This is a genomic window from Lacticaseibacillus hegangensis (assembly GCF_003946465.1).
In the GTDB taxonomy this organism is placed as follows: Bacteria; Bacillota; Bacilli; order Lactobacillales; family Lactobacillaceae; genus Lacticaseibacillus; species Lacticaseibacillus hegangensis.
In genome coordinates this window covers 20,816-36,527 of record NZ_RHOL01000026.1, presented here as the reverse complement: position 1 = coordinate 36,527, position 15,712 = coordinate 20,816, and the positions used below count along the sequence as shown (strand labels likewise).

General features: G+C 56.9%; 14 protein-coding genes. 12 read left to right on the top strand and 2 right to left on the bottom strand.

Going from position 1 to position 15,712, the window contains the following annotated elements:
• Positions 1-238 precede the first annotated feature (238 nt).
• From EKM86_RS08840 to EKM86_RS08825, 4 genes are all read left to right on the top strand, one after another.
• On the top strand, positions 239-898 hold the full coding sequence (locus tag EKM86_RS08840) for a redox-sensing transcriptional repressor Rex (RefSeq protein WP_125757137.1): 660 nt from the start codon (positions 239-241) through the stop codon (positions 896-898).
• Positions 899-999: 101 nt separating this feature from the next.
• Positions 1,000-1,368: a GntR family transcriptional regulator gene (locus tag EKM86_RS08835; protein WP_125757135.1), complete on the top strand. Its 369-nt coding sequence runs from the start codon at positions 1,000-1,002 to the stop codon at positions 1,366-1,368.
• Positions 1,365-2,249, top strand: coding sequence for an ATP-binding cassette domain-containing protein (locus EKM86_RS08830; protein ID WP_125757133.1), 885 nt, complete (start codon positions 1,365-1,367; stop codon positions 2,247-2,249). The genes EKM86_RS08835 and EKM86_RS08830 overlap by 4 nt, the downstream gene beginning before the upstream one ends.
• The gene (locus EKM86_RS08825; protein WP_125757131.1) at positions 2,242-3,321 is read left to right on the top strand and encodes a hypothetical protein; all 1,080 of its coding nucleotides are present in this window, start codon (positions 2,242-2,244) and stop codon (positions 3,319-3,321) included. The genes EKM86_RS08830 and EKM86_RS08825 overlap by 8 nt, the downstream gene beginning before the upstream one ends.
• A 62-nt stretch (positions 3,322-3,383) precedes the next feature.
• Here the strand turns inward: EKM86_RS08825 and EKM86_RS08820 are convergent, their stop codons facing one another.
• Both EKM86_RS08820 and EKM86_RS08815 read right to left on the bottom strand, forming a co-directional pair.
• Positions 3,384-4,463 (bottom strand): LCP family protein, encoded by a 1,080-nt coding sequence (locus EKM86_RS08820; protein WP_125757129.1) that lies wholly within the window; start codon positions 4,461-4,463, stop codon positions 3,384-3,386.
• A gap of 93 nt (positions 4,464-4,556) precedes the next feature.
• The gene (locus EKM86_RS08815) at positions 4,557-5,186 is read right to left on the bottom strand and encodes a CPBP family intramembrane glutamic endopeptidase (RefSeq protein ID WP_125757126.1); all 630 of its coding nucleotides are present in this window, start codon (positions 5,184-5,186) and stop codon (positions 4,557-4,559) included.
• A 154-nt stretch (positions 5,187-5,340) separates the two neighbouring features.
• On the opposite strand from EKM86_RS08815, the gene groES reads away from it, so the two are divergent.
• The 8 genes from groES to EKM86_RS08775 all read left to right on the top strand — a co-directional run bounded on the left by groES (position 5,341) and on the right by EKM86_RS08775 (position 15,688).
• A complete protein-coding gene (gene groES / locus EKM86_RS08810; RefSeq protein WP_054663026.1) occupies positions 5,341-5,625 on the top strand; it encodes a co-chaperone GroES in 285 nt (94 codons plus the stop codon).
• 59 nt (positions 5,626-5,684) lie between these two features.
• Complete coding sequence (gene groL / locus EKM86_RS08805; protein WP_125757124.1) at positions 5,685-7,313, top strand: chaperonin GroEL; 1,629 nt, start codon at positions 5,685-5,687, stop codon at positions 7,311-7,313.
• Between the two features lie 135 nt (positions 7,314-7,448).
• A complete protein-coding gene (locus EKM86_RS08800; RefSeq protein ID WP_125757122.1) occupies positions 7,449-7,799 on the top strand; it encodes a DUF1827 family protein in 351 nt (116 codons plus the stop codon).
• Positions 7,800-8,084: 285 nt separating this feature from the next.
• A complete protein-coding gene (gene mutS, locus EKM86_RS08795) occupies positions 8,085-10,658 on the top strand; it encodes a DNA mismatch repair protein MutS (protein ID WP_225419391.1) in 2,574 nt (857 codons plus the stop codon).
• A gap of 4 nt (positions 10,659-10,662) precedes the next feature.
• Positions 10,663-12,597, top strand: coding sequence for a DNA mismatch repair endonuclease MutL (gene mutL, locus EKM86_RS08790; protein ID WP_125757120.1), 1,935 nt, complete (start codon positions 10,663-10,665; stop codon positions 12,595-12,597).
• Complete coding sequence (locus EKM86_RS08785) at positions 12,594-13,148, top strand: Maf family protein (RefSeq protein ID WP_125757118.1); 555 nt, start codon at positions 12,594-12,596, stop codon at positions 13,146-13,148. The genes mutL and EKM86_RS08785 overlap by 4 nt, the downstream gene beginning before the upstream one ends.
• 44 nt (positions 13,149-13,192) lie before the next feature.
• Positions 13,193-14,935, top strand: coding sequence for a hypothetical protein (locus EKM86_RS08780; protein ID WP_125757116.1), 1,743 nt, complete (start codon positions 13,193-13,195; stop codon positions 14,933-14,935).
• A 27-nt stretch (positions 14,936-14,962) separates the two neighbouring features.
• Complete coding sequence (locus tag EKM86_RS08775) at positions 14,963-15,688, top strand: WxL domain-containing protein (RefSeq protein ID WP_125757114.1); 726 nt, start codon at positions 14,963-14,965, stop codon at positions 15,686-15,688.
• The last annotated feature ends 24 nt before the right edge of the window (positions 15,689-15,712 follow it).

Here is a 15,712-nt window from a genome sequence, read left to right as displayed (position 1 = left end):
AGCTGAACCTTTCTCATAGATGATCTCCTCCTAAAGCATCTATGATGCCAGAGAGGAGACTGAAGTGCGACATAATGCCTTACCACTTACCTACGACATTATCGCTGGCGAACTACAAAAGGTGAGCAAGCTGGAGCCACAGGGCTTGCTTTCACAGCTTAAAGCGGTTACTATCGATTTATAAGTATGCCGGGCTTTTCACAAGTATGCCCGACTCGAACGGAGACGGAGGAGACTTATGGCTGAAACAATGATCCCTAAGGCAACCGCAAAACGGCTGCCGCTGTACTACCGCTACCTCAATTTCTTGGCGAACTCTGGGACGACCAAGATCAGCTCCACGGAGCTGAGTGAGGCGGTCAAGGTCGATTCGGCGACGATCCGCCGCGACTTTTCGTATTTTGGCGCCCTGGGCAAACGGGGCTATGGCTATGATGTGACGGACCTGCTTAAATTCTTCAAGAAAATCCTCAACCAGGACCGGCTGACCAATGTGGCATTGGTCGGGGTGGGTAATTTAGGGCACGCGCTGCTCAATTACAACTTCCGCCAGGCCAATAACATCCGCATCTCCGCCGGGTTCGACGTGAATCCCGACCTGGCCGGCACCATTCAAAGCGGGGTGCCGATTTACCCGATGACCGACCTGATCGACCAACTGCGCCAGCAGCAGATCGAAATCGTGATCCTGACGGTGCCGACCGACGCGGCGCAGGGCATCACCGATGACCTCGTGAAAGCGGGTATCAAAGGCATCATGAACTTTACGCCGCTGCGTATTTCCGTGCCAGCTTATGTTCGCGTGCAAAACGTGGACTTGGCCACTGAGTTGCAGACCCTGATTTACTTCCTGGACCACTACGGCCCGACGCTGAAGGACACCGAAGAAGACGAGTAATGCCCTGAGATCCAAGTTTCGTTAAGAAGCTTGGTTTTTTTCTTGCTATTTTCAGTGTACTATGTATAATAGTACACGTAATACGGAAAGGCGGTGTGGAGATGGATGATCCGCGTTACAAGACGCTGGCATACTATGAACGATTAGTGTTGCAAATTAAGCGAGAAGTGGTGCAAGGCGTCCGCGTCCCGGGAGACAAGCTGCCATCGGTCCGCGACATGGCCAAGGCGGTTCAGTTGAATCCGAATACGGTTGCCAAAGCCTACAAACAGCTTGAGGCGCAAGGTGTGATCGAGGTGCAGCCGGGTCGGGGGACATTTATTGGCGCGCAAACCGCGGCCACCGCCGAGGAGAAACAGCGAGTGCGACCGGCATTTGAAGCGGCAGTCGTGTCGGCTAAAGCCGCTGGCGTGACGCTTAACGAGCTGCAGGCGTGGTTGAACGCGCAGTTTGAGGAGGGGCAGGCATGAAACTAACAGCACAGCATCTAACCAAAACCATCGGCGAGAAAAAGGTCCTCAGTCAGGTCGAATTTTCGTGGCAAACTGGCGAAATCGTCGGTCTGGTCGGGCGCAATGGCGCAGGTAAGACCACGCTGATGCGGACGCTGGTCGATCAATACCATGCCGACCACGGCCAGGTGGCGATTGATGACCAAGATTTGACTGCCGTACCCGAAGCACGACAGCAGCTGATCTACATTGATCCAACCGAGGTATTTTTCGCCCGGCTGACCTTGGCGAAACTAGGCCGCTTATACGCCTTGGGCTATCCAACCTTTGATCAGGCACGCTACCGCAGTTTGCTGGCAGATAATGACTTGGTGCTCGCACAGCGTTATGGGGAGCTTTCGAAGGGCTATCAGGCCCTGGTCGTGATGGCGCTGAACCTTGCCAGTGCGGTCCCGCTGATTCTGCTTGATGAACCATTTGACGGTTTAGACCTGTTCATTCGCGAGATGATCGTGAAGGCGGTGATTGATGAAGTGGCCGACGGTCAGCGTGGGTTTCTCATCGCCTCACACGACTTGGCTGAGCTGGATGGGCTGGCGGATCGGGTGCTGTTTCTCAAGCGCGGGACCATCAGCAAAACGGTCACGCTGGAAGCGGTGCGCGATGAAGCCGCCAAGCTGCAACTGGTCTTCCCGGCCATGCAGATCCCGGCGGCGGTACGCCAGTACGGTCAGATTCTGAACGTGCAAGGGCGTGTCATCACCGCGTTGTTTTCGCCATACACCGCGGCGGTGGAAGCAGCGCTGACCGCTGAGCAGCCGGTGCTGATTGAAAAGCTGCCACTATCGCTGAGTGACCTGTTTCGCAGTGAATATGCTGAGGAGGTGCACCATGATTGATGCAAAAAAAATCGTGCGCACGCGGCACCATGAACTGCTCGTCTTACTGATCCTGGCCGCGGGCCTGACGCTGGCCATTTTTGGCCTGAACTACCGCCAGACCTTCCACGGCTATGCGAGCCGGCCGACGGAAAGTCAGTACCTGGACAGCCAGCGGGAAAATGTTCGCCAACTGCGCAAAGAAGGGGACCGTCAGGCGGCGCGTGATGCGGCTCACGAGAGCTATGCCAGTTTTGTGAAGAGCAATTATCAGCTGTACTTTCACTACGGCAATGATCCGATGCCAACGGATCACAACGGGTTGACGGTGAATATCTATTTCATTCTTGCGGCATACGCCGTTGGAGTCTTAGTCGCGGCCATGGATGGGCTGGGCGGCTTTGACCGGTTCTTGGCAGGACTTGGCATCGCCCGCCGGAAGCTTTACTGGGCTAAAATGCGCGTCTTTCTGCCCCTGATTGGTGGGTTGAGCTTAGCAGTGCCGGGCCTGATGTTGATTCTTTTTTACCTGACCTTCCCCGCGCGACTGATCAATCTTACTGCCACCGGCATGCTCGCCATCTTGGTATACAACTTTGCCCTGACGGTCACGGCGTTCATCTTTGGTCATACACTCGGACAACTGATTGGACGCCCGTTGGTGCTGGCTGTTGGCGCAACGTTGCTGATTCCACTGCTTGCCAACGGCTTGGAACATGCCACCGTTCTTTGGAGTGCGCTGACGCACTGGCTTAATATTGGCGGCAGTTTTTTACGCCCCGGGGAAGCATACTGGTGGCTGCTCGCTGGCTGCCTGGTGGTCAGTGGCGGCGCGGCCTGGCTGGGTGCCAGGTTGTACCGCAGCGTGTCGATGGAGCGGCGTAGAACGCTGCTGACTGCGCCGCACTTGCGCTGGCCGCTGGTGATTGGGGTGACACTGCTGCTGACGCTGAACTTTGGCACGGTGGGTGCCCATGGCCTGCAGCCGTGGCCAACGCTGGTATGGCCGCTGCTGGGGTTAGCCGTGGGGCTGGCATGGCAATTCTGGCCTGCAGTGACAGCCGTCACGCGTCGACTTCAGCGTGTGGACTAACATTCAAAACATCAAAAAAGCTGAGCCGATAGCATTGTCGGCTCAGCTTTTTTTGATCGAGATTACAGGTCTGGATTATAAATTACGTAGTTTTGCGCCTCTGGGTTATCCCAGTTGAACTCAGTATTCGCCTTGTTCTCGCGCACGTTCTGGTTGGCGATGGTTTCCTTGCTGAGCCCCAGGGCGGTCCGCAGCAGGTCCGAGACGTGCTGCAGCTCCGTGGTGGACGGAATCTGGTAAGACGCAGGACCGGGGTAAACCATGGCGTCGTGCCCCTGCAGGGTGGTCGACTTGATAGATCCGGCGGCGGCGCGGTAGTTTTGCACCAGCGCCATCATGTCGGCAAACGAGAGGTTCGTCTGCATGTTGCTCGAGACGGTTTTCAGCAGCTGGTCGAAGTTCTTCAGCGTGTCGGTGGACAGGGCCTTTTTGACGATGGCCTTGATCACCTGCTGCTGGCGCTTCTGGCGGCCATAGTCGCCTTCAGGATCGGCGTGCCGCATCCGGGCGTAGGCCAAAGCCTGGGCGCCATTGAGATGCATCTTGCCCTTAGTGAAGTGGTAGTTGCCGACGTGTGGGTCGCTCCAGGAGAAGGCGACGTCCACGTCGACGCCGCCGACCGCGTCCACCACTTTTTCCAGCGCGCCCATGTTGACGGTCAGATAGTACTTGATTGGGACGTTAACCAGCGCGGAGGCGGTGTTGACTGCCATTTTTGAGCCGCCAATCTCATAAGCGGCGTTGACCTTTTGCATATTAAACGACTTGGTGCCAATCATTTTGGCGGCGGTGTCGCGGGGCAGGGACACCATATTGGTCGTCTTCGTCTTGGGATTGATCACCACAACGATCATCGTGTCGGAACGGCCAGTGTCGTTGCGCCCGAACGCGCCGGTGTCAGTGCCGAGCAGCAGCACCGCAAAGGGCTTTTTTTGCTGGATTGTTTTGGCGACCGTACCGGCACTGCCGTCCTCAGTCCCGATGCCGCGGTAGGTCGAGTTCAGGGCGTACTTGGTTTGCGAGTACAGTCGCAGGCCATACGCGCCAAGGGCCACCAGCGCGGTGCTGAGAATCAGGATCAATATTTTCAGGAGCGGCCGGTGCGGTCTCTGACTTTGCCGGCGATTGACACGACTGTCCATAGTAGTCCTCGTTTCGTCTATTTGCTTTAGTATACCGCGTTCGCCTTTTGCGGTCAGCGCGTGGTCAGACCTTAAACGAGGTTTAAACTCCTGTTAGTGCCAGATGGCGTAGCCAAGCGTCAGCGCTAGCACCCCAATGTGCGCGATCAGGGGAGTTTGAACACTGCCGGTTTGCTTGTACAGGTAGGCGTAAACGATGCCGACCAGGGTCGCGGTCAGCCAGTGGGTGGGGTCCGTGGCCAAGGCGAATAGGAGCCCGGAGATCAGCGCGGCGCCGAACACGCCCGTGACGCTGGCCAAGTTGCCAAAAATGACGCGGCGAAACGCGTACTCCTCCAGCAGGGGCAGTGCCCAGACTAAAGCCAGCGCATACAGCGGCACACTGTGCAGTGCCGAGGTGGCCTGGGTGAGTGTTGGCGCCGGCGCATAAAACAGCCAAGACTCCAGCCAGCTGCCCAGCAGTTGGACAATCAGCACGATGGCGACCCCAGACACACCCCAGATCACTCGGGTCTCGGCTTTGGCCAAGCCCGCAGTTTCAATGGCGGTGGGCAGGCGCAGCTGGCGGTTGAACCACCAGGCGAGCAGCGCGCCGCCGACCGAAAGGACCGTGGTGCCCCACAGGCCCACTTCGCCAGGCCAAAAGTGCAGGATCAGCAGGCTGCCCACCAGGACGGCCAGGTAGGTGCTCAGGATCTGCACCGCGTGTTTTTGCAGCGACATGATAGGACCTCCTTGAGAATATGGGCCTAGTATAACAGAATTAGCACTTAGGGGTTGCAATTGCTAAACTGATTCGGTATAGTATCTAGTGTAGTTAGCACTTAGGACGAATGAGTGCTAAGCATTTAAACTTTATGCATATGGAGGGATCGTTTTGTTAAAACCATTAGGTGACCGCGTGGTCGTTTCAGTTGAGGAAGAGCAAGAGGAAACTGTTGGCGGCATCGTGCTGGCCAACAACGCCAAGCAGAAGCCGCAACAGGGCACCATCGTTGCAGTCGGTGAAGGGGCCTTGAGTCCTGAGGGCAAGCGCCTGCCGATGGCCGTCAAGAAGGGCGACAAGATCCTGTACGACAAGTACGCCGGCTCCGAAGTCAAAGTGAACGGCGAGGATTACCTGGTCCTGCACGAAAAGGACATCATGGCGATCGTCGACTAAGTTCGGCTCATGGCAATTCCTGCATTAACTATATAAATAATATGAGGTGAAATAAACACATGGCTAAAGAAATTAAGTTCGGTGAAGATGCACGTCGTTCCATGCTGAAAGGGGTCGACAAGCTGGCCGACACCGTTAAGACGACCCTTGGCCCGAAAGGCCGCAACGTTGTTTTGGACAAGTCATACGGCGCTCCTGAGATCACAAATGATGGTGTCACCATCGCTAAGAGCATTGACCTGGAAGATCACTACGAGAACATGGGGGCCAAGCTGGTCGCTGAAGTTGCGACTAAGACCAACGATATCGCTGGTGATGGGACCACCACTGCCACTGTGCTGGCGCAGAGCATTATTCGCGAAGGCATGAAGAACGTCACCGCTGGCGCTAACCCGGTCGGGATCCGCAAGGGGATCGAAGAAGCGACCAACGCGGCCGTTGACGAATTGAAGAAGATCTCTCACAAGGTTTCCGGCAAGAAGGAAATCGCGCAGGTTGCTTCGGTTTCTTCCTCGAGTACCGAAGTTGGCGATTTGATCGCCGATGCCATGGAGAAGGTTGGCCACGACGGTGTCATCACGCTTGAAGAGGGCAAAGGCATTCAGACTGAACTGTCCGTGGTTGAAGGGATGCAGTTTGATCGTGGCTACCTGTCCCAGTACATGGTCACAGATAACGACAAGATGGAAGCCGACCTCGACAATCCGTACATCCTGATCACTGACAAGAAAATTTCCAACATCCAAGACATTCTGCCACTGCTTCAGGAAATTGTTCAGCAGGGTAAGGCGCTGCTCATCATCGCCGATGACGTTGATGGCGAAGCACTGCCAACGCTGGTTCTGAACAAGATCCGTGGGACCTTCAACGTGGTTGCTGTGAAAGCACCTGGCTTCGGCGATCGGCGCAAGGCTCAGCTGGAAGACATCGCGGCTTTGACCGGCGCGACAGTCATCACCTCCGACCTTGGCCTGGACCTGAAGGACACCAAGATCGATCAGCTTGGCCAAGCCGGCAAGGTTACGGTTACCAAGGACAACACGACCATCGTTGAAGGCGCCGGCGATAAGGCAGCCATCGACGAGCGGGTGGCAACGATTCGCAAGCAGATTGAAGAGACCACTTCCGACTTCGACAAGGAGAAGCTGCAGGAGCGCCTGGCCAAGTTGGCCGGCGGCGTTGCCGTTATCCGCGTCGGTGCTGCCACCGAAACCGAACTCAAAGAGCGCAAGTACCGTATCGAAGACGCGTTGAACGCGACTCGTGCGGCCGTTGACGAAGGTTACGTCGCTGGCGGCGGTGTTGCGCTGGTCAACGCGGCCAAGGCGGTTGCTGCCCTTCAAGAAGACGGCGACGCTCAGACCGGGATCAACATTGTCCTGCGCGCCCTTGAAGAGCCAGTTCGTCAGATTGCGGCTAACGCTGGTCTGGAAGGCTCCGTCATTGTTGAGCGCCTGAAGAAGGAAAAGACCGGCTTCGGCTTCAACGCTGCGACCGGCGAATGGGAAGACTTGGCCAAGGCCGGCATCATCGACCCAACTAAGGTCACCCGTTCTGCGCTTCAAAACGCGGCTTCCGTTGCTGCTTTGATGCTGACGACCGAAGCGGTGGTTGCAGACAAGCCGGAACCAAAGGATGCAGCAGCAGCTCAGCCAAACCCTGGCGCCGGCATGGGCGGCATGATGTAATGTAACAGCCAACCAATTGGAAGACGGAGACTCGCAATGAGCGAGCGTCCGTCTTTTTTATTCTTACCGGTCCGACGCCGTGTTGCGTTGACCGGTATGCTATATTTAAGTTAGAAGAAAAGGAGCTGATGCGTTGTGAAACTGATCGAAAACCCGATCCGACTGAACTTCAGCCTGCACAAGTCGCTGCCGTACACCATGCGCTACCTGTACGGAAAAAGTAATGTGAAGACCTTCCGGCTGTACACGCTGGGTTCAGTGCACGTGTACTCGATTGAAGGTTTTGACCGGCTGGACATCGTGATGACCCATGATCACCGCAACATCAAGCAGGACGAGATCGACTTCGTCCGCGAGGCACTGCTGCCAAGCGACGACCCATCAACATTGAAAATCTCGCATACCGCCAAGAATCAAATTGAGGGTGATGTGCATAAAAAGATCCGGGTCAAGGATCTGGTCATTATCGAGAAGCCGCTCAAATAATCTTTCCGCCCGCCGAGGCCCGCTCGGCGGGTTTTTTAGACAAGGTGCTCGACCTGGCGAACTTAGGCCGATGATTAGTCTAGGCAGCGGTTTTGCCTGCGGAGCAGGTGAAGCCGCTACCGTAGCTAACCACTCGGCCGCTGCCAGGTCGAGCCCAGTTAGACAAGGTGCGCAGGTTTGGCGGGTTGCCCCCAGTAACGCAGGCAGCACTCAATTATCACGGCGGCGGTACCGGTGAATAAATGTTAAAATATAAGTTAGTTTTCAACTAAAAGGAGTCCCGTCATGGCCAAAGCAGCAAGTGTCACCCCGATGATGCAGCAGTACCAAAAAATCAAAGATCAGTACCCGGATGCGTTCCTGTTTTACCGCATCGGGGACTTTTACGAGCTGTTCAACGATGACGCCATCAAGGGCTCGCAGCTGCTTGAGCTGACGCTGACCGCCCGCAGCAAGAACGCGGACAATCCGATTCCGATGTGCGGGGTGCCGCATCACGCCGCGCAGTCGTACATCGACATTCTGGTCGACCACGGTTACAAGGTCGCCATTTGTGAACAGATGGAGGATCCCAAAAAAGCGGTCGGCATGGTCAAACGAGCCGTGATCCAACTGGTAACGCCTGGCACCAAGATGGATGTCAAGATCGGCGAAGCCAAGTCGAACAACTACCTGGCCGCCGTCGTGCCGGCCGAGGGTAAGTACGGTCTGGCCTACGCGGACCTGTCGACCGGTGAGTTTAAAGTCACCACGCTGAGCAATCGCTTCACGCTCCAAAATGAGCTGGGGGCGCTCGGGAGTCGCGAAATCGTCGTGCCGGACGGGCTGAGCGCGGATGACCAAAAGCTGCTCGGCCAAGGCGAACGGCTGCTCAGCCGCGCCGATGCCGTAGTGTCCGCCGAGGCCAGCTACGTCAGTCAGGACCTCACCGACGCGCTGCAGGTGCAGGTCGTGTCGATGCTGATGCAGTACCTGCTGACCACCCAGAAGCGCAGCCTGGCGCACATTCAAAAGGCTGTGGCTTACGAGCCGGCCGAGTACCTGGAGATGGATCAGGATGCCCGCACCAACTTGGACATCATCAAAAACTCGCGCACCGGGCGCAAAGGTGACACCTTGCTGGCAGTGCTTGATCGCACCAAAACCGCGATGGGCGGGCGGCTGATGAAGCAGTGGCTGGATCGGCCGCTGCTTGACCTCGCTGCGATCGCGGATCGGCAAAACCAAGTGCAGACGCTGCTGGATCACTATTTTGAACGCTCCGAGCTGCAAGACCGCCTGACCAAGGTATACGACCTGGAGCGTCTCGCAGGCCGCGTTGCGTTTGGCACGGTCAATGGCCGCGACTTGATTCAGCTGCAAACCTCGCTGGATCAGGTGCCGGCGATTCAGGAGATTTTGGCCAAGCTGGACGATGGCAGCTTCACGCCGCTGCTCAAGGCGATGGACCCGGTTCATGACGTTGCGGGCTTGATTCGCCGGGCCATTGAACCGGAACCGCCGATTTCGATCACCGACGGCGGCGTGATCATGCGCGGCTACGACAAGCAGCTGGATGAGTACCGCGACGCTCAGGCAAATTCGAAGCAGTGGATCGCTGACTTGGAAGCCTCAGAGCGCGAAAAAACTGGCATTCACAACTTGCGCATTCGCTACAACAAGGTTTTCGGCTACTACATCGAAGTCACCAACAGCAACCTTGATAAGGTGCCTGAGGACCGCTACGAGCGCAAGCAGACGCTGACGAACGCTGAACGCTTTACCACCCCGGAACTCAAGGCCAAGGAAAGCACAATCCTCGAAGCCGAAGAGCGCGCGACGGGCCTGGAATACGACCTGTTTCAGAAGATTCGCGACGAAGTGAAAAAAGAGATCGGGCGCCTGCAGAAGCTGGCGTCGCAAATCGCCGGCCTCGACGTGCTGCAAAGCTTTGCGGTGGTCGCCGAGGATAACCATTACGTGCGGCCAACCATGCACGCGGGCAGCCACGACCTGACGATCCACGGCGGCCGGCACCCAGTCGTCGAGCAGGTGCTCGGCGAGGCCAAGTACATCCCCAACGATGTGATCATGGATTCGAAAACCGACATCCTGCTGATCACGGGTCCAAACATGTCAGGGAAAAGTACCTACATGCGGCAACTGGCGCTGACCGTGATCATGGCCCAGGCCGGTTCGTTTGTGCCGGCCGCTGACGCCTCGCTGCCGATTTTTGATCAGATCTTCACCCGCATCGGGGCCGCTGATGACCTGGCCAATGGGCAAAGTACTTTCATGGTCGAAATGCTTGAGGCCAACGCGGCGCTGAGCCACGCCACGGCTTCCAGCCTGATTCTGTTTGACGAAATCGGCCGAGGGACCGCGACTTACGATGGCATGGCGCTGGCGCAGGCCATTATCGAGTACCTGCACGACCACGTGCACGCCAAGACGCTGTTTTCGACGCATTACCATGAGCTGACGGCGCTGGCAGACAGCTTGGACAAGCTCGAGAACGTCCACGTCGGGGCCGTCGAGGAAAACGGCAACCTGGTCTTTCTGCACAAAATGATGCCGGGCCCGGCCGATAAGTCCTACGGGATCCACGTCGCCAAGCTGGCCGGCCTGCCGAGTTCCCTGCTCGACCGGGCGGACAAGATCTTGACCCACCTGGAAGACACGGCGCCGGATCACGCGGCCCAGCCGGATGCCAAGGCCGCGGCGCAAGAAGCACAGCTGAGCCTGTTTCCAACCGAGCCGGTGAAGCCGAAAGCCAATCCGGTGATCAAAAAGCTTGAGAAGTTTGACCTAATGGCGGCCACCCCGATGGACGCGATGAACCTGTTGTACGACCTGCAAAAGCAATTAAAGAAGAAGTGATTGTATGCCTAAAATTCATCAACTCTCAACGACGCTGAGCAATCAGATCTCCGCTGGGGAAGTGATCGAGCGCCCGGCCTCTGTCGTTAAGGAGCTGGTCGAAAACGCGATCGACGCTGGCGCGACCCAAGTCGACGTGACGGTCGAAGAAGCCGGCCTGAAAACCATCAAGGTCGTTGACAACGGCAGCGGCATCGAGCCCGATGATGTGCCGACTGCTTTTTTACGCCACGCAACATCCAAAATTGCGACCACGCGTGATCTGTTTAACGTACACAGCCTAGGGTTTCGCGGTGAGGCCTTGGCCTCGATTGCGGCCGTCGCCGACGTGACCTTGGCGACCGCGACTGAACCGGGCCTGGGTACCATCGCGCACATCAAGGGCGGCAAGATGCTGGACCAGCACTCAGAGGGCCTGCGTAAAGGCACTCAAATCACCGTTAACGACCTGTTTTACAACACGCCGGCGCGGCTGAAGTACGTGCAGTCGCAAAACACTGAGCTCAACCATATTCTGGACATCATCGACCGGCTGGCGCTCGGGCACCCCGAGATTGCTTTTTCGCTGAAAAATAAGGACCGCGTTGTGATCAAAACGGCCGGCACCAATGATCTGCAGCAGACCATCGCAGGGATTTACTCCGTTGCGACGGCTAAAAGTATGCTGGATTTTCAGGGCGAGGACAATGATTTTCGCATTCACGGCTACACCAGCTTGCCGGACACCACGCGCTCGTCGCGCAACTACATTAGCCTCATGATCAACGGGCGCTACATCAAAAATTACCAGCTGATGAAGGCTTTCATCGCCGGTTACGGCTCCAAGTTGATGGTTGGCCGCTACCCCTTGGCAGTGATTGCCGTGGAGATGGATCCGCTGCTGGTAGACGTGAACGTTCACCCGACCAAGCAGGAGGTGCGCCTGAGCAAGGAAGATCAGTTGGGGGCTCTGCTGACCGCCACGATTCGCGAACGGCTGGGCCGAGAAAACCTCATTCCAGATGCGCTGCACAATTTGCGCCAGCACAACCCGGTGGATATGGACCAGCTGACCATCGCGTTGAACCAGGCATCACGGACGATGCCGCCTTCGCCAAGCATGGTCGGTGAGCAGCAAGCGCCTGCCGTGCCGCTGCAGGTTGATGGCGGCGATGCCGCAGACGCTGCGCCTGCCGATACCGGACTGGCCATTTCCGATTTGGACGACCAACCGATTTTCGACGAGCCCGATCGTCTGGCGGCATGGGATAAAAAATACCAACGCCCGGTCACGCCTGAAGCAACGGCGCGGCCAACCCTGGTCGCAGAGCCGCGGCCCAAGGAGCGCTTTCCAAGCGAACTGCGGTACCTGGCCCAAGTGCACGGCACATACTTGCTAGCCGAGGCACCGGACGGACTGTACATGCTCGACCAGCACGCGGCGCAGGAACGCGTGAACTACGAGCGTCTGCGCCGAGAAATCGGCGAGGTCAGCACGGATGAGCAGGCCCTGCTGGTGCCGATCACGCTGGACTACCCGGCCAGCGACGCCGTGGCGATCCGCGGAAAACGTGACGTGCTGGAAGGCGTCGGGATTTACCTGGACGATTTTGGCCAGAACACGTTTGTTGTGCACCAGCACCCGACCTGGTTCAAGAAGGGTGAGGAGGAGCAAACTATTCGCGCGATTATCGACTGGGTGCTGGACGAAGGGCACGTGACGGTGGCTTCTTTCCGCGAGAAAACGGCGATCATGATGAGCTGTAAGCAGGCCATCAAGGCCAACCATCATATTGATCGGCCGCAAGCCGAGGCGCTGCTGAAAAATCTGGCGCAGTGCGAAAATCCCTTCAACTGCCCGCACGGCCGTCCGACCCTGGTTCATTTTTCCAACACGGATCTGGAGAAAATGTTCAAGCGCATTCAGGATAGCCACCAAAGCTTCGGCGGTGCAAAATGATTATCCTAGCGAGCGGCTCGCCGCGGCGGCAGGAACTGTTGAGGCGGGTGGTGCCTGAATTTTCGGTGGAACCAGCGCAAATTGATGAGCGCGCCTTGCCCGTTCTGGCGCCGCGTGCCTACGTCCAGCGGCTGGCGATGACCAAGTGCGCCACGGTCGCGCAGCGTCACCCTGGGGCCACGGTGATTGCGGCCGATACCATGGTCGCGTTCAACGGGCAGCTGCTCGGCAAACCACAGACGGCTGAGGCCGCGACGGCCATGCTCGAGCAGCTGTCGGGGCAGACCCACCAGGTGCACACGGGGATGTGCGTGGCTTGGCCGGACAAAACTGCCAGGCAGGTAGTGGTGACCACCGAGGTGACCTTCTGGCCGCTGACATCTGTTGAAATCGCCGATTATGTCGCGACTGGCGAGCCGCTGGACAAGGCGGGTGCATACGGGATCCAGGGCCAAGGGGCACTTCTGGTTAAGGCAATCAAAGGCGATTACTATAATGTGGTTGGCCTGCCAATCAGCACGCTGGCGCGCCTGTTAACAGCAAAGCAATGATGTAAGTCGACTGGGTGGTCGGCTTATTTTTTTGCCCCATAGTGGTGAGACATCAGGCGACTCAGGGCAAAATCCTGCAACCGCGTATTTATTTATCGACAGGAGGTGAGCGCATGAAATCTTGGCGATGGTGCGGCGTGCTCGTGTGGGTTGCCCTGATGTGGCTGGTGATTTTGCCCCAGCCGGTGGCGGCCGCTGACGTGACTGTTCCAGCCAATCTCCCCGAGGGCTTTGATATGCCGACTATTTCAGCATCAGGCTCGCAGTTTCGCACCCAGCCGAACTGGTACACGCATGGCTATATTGTGTCAGTAGCCAACACTGGTGTTCACGCGCTGGTGCCAGAGGACGCGTCGTTGACCTTAGAAAATGAGCCGGCGATTGATGCCTATGGGGCGCCAGTGGGAGATCAATACTACTATGCAATTGTCCACAACGGCGGGACGGTACCGATGAAAGCCTCTTTTCACAAAGGACTCGATTATTTCGGTGAGGGGGCTGAGATTCATACCAAAATGCAGGTGGGGGATGGCCCGGTCAAAGTCACAGGTGGCAAGCTTGGCGATAATCCCAGCATTGGGATTACTGGTAATTTTGGGGCGGTCTGGATTGGAGAAGAATATGACTATATTGACTATTTACTGACCTTCCAGACAGTGACGATGCCGACCTGGTTTCGTTACCAAATCGACATCATCACAAATGAGACTCATGCCACCTTTCATTCGCAGTTGTTTCCAGTACTAGTCATTCCTGATGACTGGGCGCCGCCACTTTCGACGCCAAGGCGAGTCTTATTCGGTGGGCAGTCGACCGCTCTCGACATCGCGGGATTGGATCAGACGCTTCAGCCTGAGTATGTTTGGCAGGCCTCTCCACCCAGCGCCGTCCTTAGCGGTAATAGTCTGACGATAACTAATGAACCCGCGGTAGTGGGCGCTGTCCAAGTTTACGCGACCTTCACTGTTCCGGCACATCCAATGTGGGGAACCAGCATGACATACATTGGGCCGCCGCTGGAACTGTACTTGGCCAGGCTTAAAAATCTGGCTGTGAATTTTCGCCGCGATGCTCATTTCAGCGTTGCGTTGTCGGCAGGGTTGATGGTGCAGCGGTTTGCCTGGCGGTTCAACGGTGCAGACCAGACAGGCGACGCGCAGGCACTGCGCCTCTCCGAAGTTACTGAAGGCGGTACAGTGCATTGGCAAGCGAGCTTGCGTAATCTTTCGGGTGAGGTGATTGAAGCTGCCGCGGATGCCACTTTGCAGGTGCTTTACCCTGATGCGCTGATGCTGTTGAAAGTTCCTGATTTGATTTTTATGCACGAAGTTGGTGGGGCGTTTCAGTCACCGACAGTTCAGGAGTTGATTGCTGGCCAGTTTGCCGGCCGCGCGGCACTGTCCCAGATACCAGGTGAAGGTTCCTCTTGGTTGACTGCCGCCGGTGGGGAGCTGGTGGTTGCTGACGGCCGGACGAACCCTGATTCGCCATGGCAGTTGAGGGTCATGGTTGGCCACTTTCAAAGCTCTAAAGCACCATTCACCTCACAAGCTGAAATAAGGCTGCTTTTGACAGACGATAAGGAGGTGGTGAATGTGTCTGCACCAATTGTTGCCGGGCAAGCCAGCTTTGTTACGCTAGCCAGCCGGCCTGATGGTGCAAATAGAGAGTATGTGTACGATGTGCAAGCCGTATTGGCGCTGGGGGCAATTTCCAACCCGCTCGCCGGCGAATACAGCGCCACGGTCAATTGGGAGTTGGCAGCCGTGCCGACCCCACGTGTCTGATTGCAAATAGTTCAAGGGGGATTTCGAATGAAAAAAGCAACTTGGCTTATTAGCACCGTTGCTGCTGCATTATTGGCAAGCGGCGCGCCGCTGACGATCAAGGCTGCCGGGCCAGGGGAGGCAAAGGATAACCTCAACACCTCGACGGATGCAGCTTTTGTGCTGAAAGACGATGCGGATACCGCTGAGGCAAATAGCGTCGCGCTGTTCAGCATTAAGCCCGGGAACCTTTCTCTCAAGGCGGTGCCAAATTTCAATTTTGGTAACGCAGCGGTCAAGCAGTTAATCGATGGTCCGCTGGCACTGGGCTTGGCCAACGGCAATGTCGAGCCAGGGAAAGAAGGGTATGACGGAAACGACGCGAACACGCTTGAAGTGCTCGACTACCGAGGCACTAACGCTGGATGGACTCTGACTGCAAAATTAGGAGCGTTTGCAGGCCCGACAACGCTAACCGCGTCCAGCCTGGCACTATCGGGCAGTGCCTCTGGGTCAAATTACTCCGGCAGCCTTGGCACTGGCAATATTGCGCAAGCCGCGGCGACGGTATTAGCGCCTGAGAAGGGTCAGGGCAGTGGGGCCACGACTGGAACAGTTGCGACTGCGAAGCTTGAATTGCCAAAAACTGCCAACGCCAGTGCTGGCGATTATCGTGCAAGCATTGTTTGGACCTTAGCGGCAAGTCCATCGGGAACTACCCCGATGGAGACCGATAATACTAAATCGGACACTGCTGCGTCGGCCATTGATTGACCACAAACCATTGACTGATTCAAC

Coding starts and splice junctions, on each gene's coding strand:
- EKM86_RS08840 (WP_125757137.1), top strand. CDS start 239: ATGGCTGAAACAATGATCCCTAAGGCAACCGCAAAACGGCTGCCGCTG.
- EKM86_RS08835 (WP_125757135.1), top strand. CDS start 1,000: ATGGATGATCCGCGTTACAAGACGCTGGCATACTATGAACGATTAGTG.
- EKM86_RS08830 (WP_125757133.1), top strand. CDS start 1,365: ATGAAACTAACAGCACAGCATCTAACCAAAACCATCGGCGAGAAAAAG.
- EKM86_RS08825 (WP_125757131.1), top strand. CDS start 2,242: ATGATTGATGCAAAAAAAATCGTGCGCACGCGGCACCATGAACTGCTC.
- EKM86_RS08820 (WP_125757129.1), bottom strand. CDS start 4,463: ATGGACAGTCGTGTCAATCGCCGGCAAAGTCAGAGACCGCACCGGCCG.
- EKM86_RS08815 (WP_125757126.1), bottom strand. CDS start 5,186: ATGTCGCTGCAAAAACACGCGGTGCAGATCCTGAGCACCTACCTGGCC.
- groL (WP_125757124.1), top strand. CDS start 5,685: ATGGCTAAAGAAATTAAGTTCGGTGAAGATGCACGTCGTTCCATGCTG.
- mutS (WP_225419391.1), top strand. CDS start 8,085: ATGGCCAAAGCAGCAAGTGTCACCCCGATGATGCAGCAGTACCAAAAA.
- mutL (WP_125757120.1), top strand. CDS start 10,663: ATGCCTAAAATTCATCAACTCTCAACGACGCTGAGCAATCAGATCTCC.
- EKM86_RS08785 (WP_125757118.1), top strand. CDS start 12,594: ATGATTATCCTAGCGAGCGGCTCGCCGCGGCGGCAGGAACTGTTGAGG.
- EKM86_RS08775 (WP_125757114.1), top strand. CDS start 14,963: ATGAAAAAAGCAACTTGGCTTATTAGCACCGTTGCTGCTGCATTATTG.